General features: G+C 55.0%; 2 protein-coding genes. Both read right to left on the bottom strand.

Features of this window, described 5'->3' with window-relative positions; translation table 11 throughout:
* Positions 1-775: 775 nt before the first annotated feature.
* Positions 776-1555 carry a hypothetical protein gene (locus ABEA92_RS26215; protein ID WP_345687881.1) on the bottom strand — a complete coding sequence of 260 codons (780 nt, stop codon included), beginning with the start codon at positions 1553-1555 and terminating at the stop codon, positions 776-778.
* Positions 1556-2318: 763 nt separating this feature from the next.
* Positions 2319-5570 (bottom strand): type II secretion system protein GspD, encoded by a 3252-nt coding sequence (locus tag ABEA92_RS26210; RefSeq protein ID WP_425572501.1) that lies wholly within the window; start codon positions 5568-5570, stop codon positions 2319-2321.
* Between the last annotated feature and the right edge of the window lie 430 nt (positions 5571-6000).

Below are 6000 nucleotides of genomic sequence, written 5' to 3'. Positions count from 1 at the left end.
CTCTAGACGCCAGTGGAGCACGATCTGCGACCCAACTCACACGTCAGCCATCGTAAATTATACACTAACCGCCGTTTTCATTATTTAGGGTGCCGCGAAGCGGAATGAGGACTCGCCAGAGCGTGGACGTTTACATCACAGCATTAGACAAAGCGTCAGTTAGTCCGAAAGCCCTCTGCAGACCTGCGTAAAGGGGTATACAGGAAAATGGGTGACAGGAAGATGAACATGCCGTGGAGGCTGACGACTACGACGGAGCAATCGTCCATCCCCATTTTCTAACCCTCCATCTTTTAACCTTTTTTAAGGCCAACCCGTTTGTCTGAACTAATCAGCTCAAGACCATATCGCGGACGAGGTGACACTTCGAATCTTGGGGTATGACATTTACTTGCCCAACATTGGTTCGATCATCGCGAGCGAACTAGGCCGGAGGCCGACACATGAACTGCCGTTGGCGTTAGCCAACGGTTTAGAGGCGACCTACACCGCAAGGCCGGAGGCCGGCACACTTGCAGAGATTGTGTCGCACTCTGGGCTATGTTTTTGCCCGACGTTTACCGCAGGGTAGCTACGCTCGCCAGAGCGTGGATGGTTGCATCCCAGCGTTAGCCAATGCGGCTAAAAGACCCGAAAGACCTCTGCAGACCTGCGCGAAAAGCCAGGGACAGAGCTAACCCTCGGGCGGGTAGCTGGCGTCGAGAGATGATAGCTATTGATCTTTGCTTACCCCGTTCAAATGTTCTGTCCCCGTTGCTCTCGGCTCTCAGAAGATTCATTGCTCGTCAGTCGTTTCGCGAAAAAGGTCGTGTTTTCCCAGTTTGCTGCGAATCAAAGTTTGGAGTACGTCTCCTGTTGGTACGTCATCGATCGAGTATTTAAGGTTCGCAACTACGCATTGAGTGATCTTTGAAGCCGTTTCTGCGTTGCGCGATGAAATCAATATGCCCTGGGACAGTTTTCCTCGGTTTGACCAGGCCTTGATGTGAACATTACCGGGTTCGGCCTGTGGCCCAAAATGGATGAAACCGCGGACATGTTCCGTGGCAAAGCAACCAATGCCATTTTGATTGTATCGGTTGAGCGATTTGGAAACCGTATAGCCCATCAGTTCCGTGAATTCCGACTTCGACATCATGAAGATTTTTGCCAACGACACCCGATGTGAATTCAATTCACTACACGTCCAAGAATAGTTGCCGTCTGCAGAAAGCTGTGCATCAAAAAACGGGGGCATAAAAACGATGTTTTCGCCAGCATCTCCTCCTATCTGGATCGCATTTTGTTCGGGGCCATGAGTCGTGATCGCCATTGCCCAGTTTCTGGGCAACCCAATATCCGCATAGCCGATCGCCAGGTGCATAACATCATCTGAATGACCTACCACAAAATCCATCGGCTGAGGCGTGAGGTTCAAATCCGCATCCGTCCGGCTAACGATTTTGTTGTACGAACGATAGCGAGCTAAGCGAGGATAGATCGCAGCAGAAAGTGCAACCCCGCTAATTGCGAAGATGGCTAGAGCGTATCTCCATCGACTTAGTTTCGCATTCATAAGTTTCGAGTTTCGGCAGAGCGTTACACATCACCGAGCCAGGGTGGTAAATGTTGTTTTTGGAAAATCTCACAAGCCGGCTTCGGTGCAAGTGACGGTGAACCCGCCGTGTTTCCACCGAGCGTATTATTTTACTGTACACGTGCGAGGACGCGTTGCATCATCAACCGTGACCCGATCGGACAGCAGCAAGGTTTTGGCAAAAGATGTCCGGCAAAAAATCTTAGTATTGGCGTGGTTAGACCGTGGTCACTAAATCTTTGGGGTTGACGGTGCATTTTGATCACGCAGATTTTCTTCCTGAACCGCGAAGCGGTGGCAGGTTTTAGCCCCGGACGCCAGTCCGGGGTTTGGGTATGGGGGACATCGAAAGTCGCGAAGCGACGGCATGAATTCGTTGCGTGACCTCCGTGCGATGCCGAAAAACTCCTGTCGTCACTTCGTGGCTCACGGCGCGTTCGCTCCATTTTCCTGGGACTTACGTCCCAGGCTACAGCCTGCCGTCGCTTCGCGACTAAGGAATCAAACCCGCGCAAACCAAACATGCTGCCAATTCCGAAGATGGGAGTTCGCAGCCGTGACGAACCATTCATGCGTCCCCCTTTTTTAACCTTCCATCTTTTAACCTTATCGGGCGCAACCCGTTGCGTGGGTTCGATCCACGAGCGACAGCAACAACGCTGCTCAGTAAACACGAAAAAACGCCGGGCGTTTCCGTCCGGCGTTTTTCGTTTTTGTTATCGCTTTGGATTGGTTGCCAACGTTAGCGGTTGGGGTCGAATCCGGTTTGAGCGATCTCTTCTTCCTCTTGGATGATGATTCGTGGTGTCACCATCAACATCAAGCTTCGTGCATCCCGGCCCGTCGCAACGTTGCGGAACAGTCGGCTGATGTAAGGAATCTTGCTCAAGAATGGCAAACCGCGTTCGGATCGACCTTCGGCAAGACGCTTGATCCCGCCCAGCAGAATCGTACCACCGTCCGGCACACTGACCGTCGTGCTGACCTGCGTGAAGGCGAACGTCGGCAACTGGACCGTGGTACCTTCGACAATGTCGCTGGAGGTGTCCGAGTCGGTTTCGTCGTTTTCGTCGATCACGCCGTCACCGTTGGTGTCGCGAGTCGTGTTGCTGTCGGTGTTCGTCGAGCGTCGGCCTTCGAAGGTGAACGTGTCGACGTCGCCGATCTGGCTAAAGAACGGAACCAGCGTCAGGCGGACGAACCGTTTGTCATCGCTGACGATCCCTTGCACGTTCAACTGAGTGCCTTCGTTGAGCACCACGATGACCGGTTGCTGGGCGACGGCAAAGTCACCGACGACCGGCGTGATACTGGTAACGAACGGTCGCTGCGACACGTCGCTGATCGTTGCAAACTGACCATCGAACAGCGTGACCTTCGGAGCTTGCATGACGTTGTTACGGCTGTCGCCCTGAGCGGCTTGCAAGAAGAAGAAGGCTTCGATGTCGCTGAGGATCGCAAATCCAAGCGTCGAGATCGCACCGGCGTCAGGAGCACTGAACGGTGGCGTGACCCCAAAGTTGTTGTTCTGGAATTGCACGTCCAAGTCCGAGGTGATTCCACCAGGGCCGTTGAAGCCGATCGTGACCCCAGGTCCCGAGTCGTCTTGAGGCAACCCGTTGGTGTTGTCATCGAATTGGACGTCAAAGTCGACACCGATCTGTTCAAAGAACGTATCCGAAAGCGTGATGAAGCGAACTTCGATCGTGATCTGCAGGTTCTGCAGACGACGCAGCGTCGTCAACAGGTCGGTGATCTGGTCGTGCACGTCACTGGTCGTGCTGATGACCAGACTCAAGTTTTGTGGGTACGGAGCCATCGTGCTCGGGCCGCCAAGGGCTTCCCAAGTGTCCGGTACCACGGTCGTTTCAATCAGGGTCATCAGCGAACCAAAGTCAGCAAACGAGCTGCCCCCACGTCCGCCAGCGGCGGCGGTGGGCGGGTTGCCTGGGCCGAAGCCTCCTTGCGAACCCATCGGTGCAAATTGACCTAACATGTTCGGTGCCATCTGTGACGGCGACATACTGGCGGCCATTCCGCGACCCAGGTCCGTGGGCGAAACCGGCATGATCTGGACATCGCTATGCGGGCTGGACATCTGGTAGGCCGCTCGCAGAGCTCCTGCCAATCCATCTTCGTAGCTGCTCGTGAAGTTCGGGATCGGAGTGACCAAGTCGGTCACACGATAGGTCTTTGGATAGACCTTGCTTCGCTTGGCTTCGAGGCTGGTGATGTTCAGTACGTCGTTTTCGACCACATACGTCAGTTCCAAGTTCGTCAGAATCAAGCTCAATGCACTCTTTAGCGGAATGCTCTTTTGCAGATTCAAATTCACCGGAGTATCGGGAGTCACTCGGACGGCCGACAACGATCGGCTATCCATCACGATCGGCACGCCGGTGACGGCGGACAGTTCGTCGAGCACTTCGTGCAGTGGACGGTTGCGGTATTTAACGTTCACGTCGGTCGCAAGCGAACGCGTGATCTCTTGCTCGCGAGCACTGAGGCGTTGGTCGCCGCCGGTATTGGCCAATCGACGTCGCGACAGGTCTTCCCAGACGCGTGCGTCGGGCAGAGCAAAGTTGCGTTCAGGATCGATTCCGATCGACGCTCGTTCCACGTCAAGCATGTTGGTGACGAAGGCGTCTTCCTTGGCGTCGCTGATCTCTTGGTTCATCAAACGGCGAACTTGCATTCGGGCGTTGTGGAACATCGTGATCGCGATCGGCGAACCTGGCTTCAATTCCGCGACTTGCTTGGCAACCACTTCGGCTTCGTTGAAACGTCGCTCTTCGATCAATTGGTTGAATTCTTCGACCAACGTCGCGATCTCGTCATCCACCGCGGCTTCACGTTGCGATTGGGTCGCCATCGTGGTGCGGACGGTTTCATTTTCAAGTTCCAATTCGATGTCGGCTCGGTTGTTTTCGACATACTGTTGTTGCTCTCGCAAGGCCTTGTCGACCATCACGGTCAACGATCGTCGGCTTGCTTCGTCCAGATCCGATGTCTCGACGCGTCGCTTTAGTCGATCGAGTTGATCCAAAACGTCCATCGGTGCGGTCGTTTTCGATTCGTGAGCCTTGGCCAATTCCGAAGTCACTTCGCGATACATGCGACGTGTCTTTTCTTGGTTTTCAATCTGAGCCTGCTCGATCGGCGTCAACGGTGCCGAAGGATCTTTGGGCGTCATCGATCCAATGCTGTTGGATTGCAATAACGTCAATTTGTCTTTCAGTTGACGGCGGGTTTCCAGATCCAGCTCGGCTTCGTGTTTCCACGCTTCCAGGAATTTTTCGCGAGCGGCGACCTTGTTACCGCGAGTCAGCAAGTCCAATCCGTCTTGATAGGCTTGTGTGGCAACGCTCGAGTTGCTCGACGGCAGTGGTTCTGTGTTTTGTACTTGCGAAATGCCATTGGTGGGTTGGTCACCGTTGAACAGCATCTGAGCCACCGCACCCGAATTGACATCGTCGCTGGTTGCACCAGCTTGACGCACCGGGGAACCGGTCGCGGGCGAAGTGCCGCTGGTCAGCGATACTCCGCTTTTGCGTGCGGCCGATTCGGCATCCAACAGCAGCTGCCAAACGCGAGGTTCGCCAGTGGTGAATTCACGCTCAGGGACGTTCAGCGATTGGGCTTGTCGAGCCAGCGTCAACGCGGTCGAGGCGTCACCTCGATCAAGCGAAGCACGTCCGATCGCAAGCAATCGCAGGGCCTCTCGTTTTCGTGCGGCGACATCCGACGTGCCTCCGATCGGCTGAGCATCTGCGACGTTCGGCAATCGTTGCATCGACGGTGGGTCGTTTGCGAGATTGGCCGTCGCGGGCCGCGGTGTGGTCGGGGGCATCGACAGCAATTCGCGATCAAAGCCGACGGCGAGCAGTTCGCCACGAAGCTTTTCCACTTGCGATGCCATCTGAGGCGCTTGGGTCACCGAGGCGACCGAATGCCGGAACAGCTCGACTGCGTTGCGATAGTCTTTACGACTCATCGCGTCGCGAGTCTGAGCAATGAGTTGCTCGGTCGCAACACTCGGGGTTCCCGAGGCAGCGAGGCTGCTTGGTGATTGCGGGGCAGCACCAGGCGGCATTGGCAGTTGAGCCGATACGGTCGTCGATGACGCCAGTGAGTAAAGAATGCCTAGACTAACCGCATAGGTGAATAAACCTATCGGTTGTCGGTGTCCCACGAGAGGACGGCGTGCCATTACGAGGCCATTTGCGTTTAAGAGGCGGTTCAACGCGACTCTCCTTCTTCGCGGTGAGACTTCAATGATACCGGTCGCGTTAAGATTGCCTGCACAACAAAAACGCGTGGTACTTGTACACGGTGCTTTGTTGCCGGTGGTCCCAGCACTCCCGCCTGTGATTCAAACTTCACAGGACTTTCAACACCCCAACATCCTCCTCGCGGCTGACCAA

The organism is Novipirellula caenicola, assembly GCF_039545035.1.
Classification (GTDB): domain Bacteria; phylum Planctomycetota; class Planctomycetia; order Pirellulales; family Pirellulaceae; genus Novipirellula; species Novipirellula caenicola.
Note: the sequence above shows the minus strand (reverse complement) of the source record. Positions and strands in the feature narration are given on the sequence as shown.

What these genes read in the sequence shown, in the direction of transcription:
- ABEA92_RS26215 (WP_345687881.1), bottom strand. Translation starts at nt 1,555, where the DNA reads ATGAATGCGAAACTAAGTCGATGGAGATACGCTCTAGCCATCTTCGCA.
- ABEA92_RS26210 (WP_425572501.1), bottom strand. Translation starts at nt 5,570, where the DNA reads ATGAGTCGTAAAGACTATCGCAACGCAGTCGAGCTGTTCCGGCATTCG.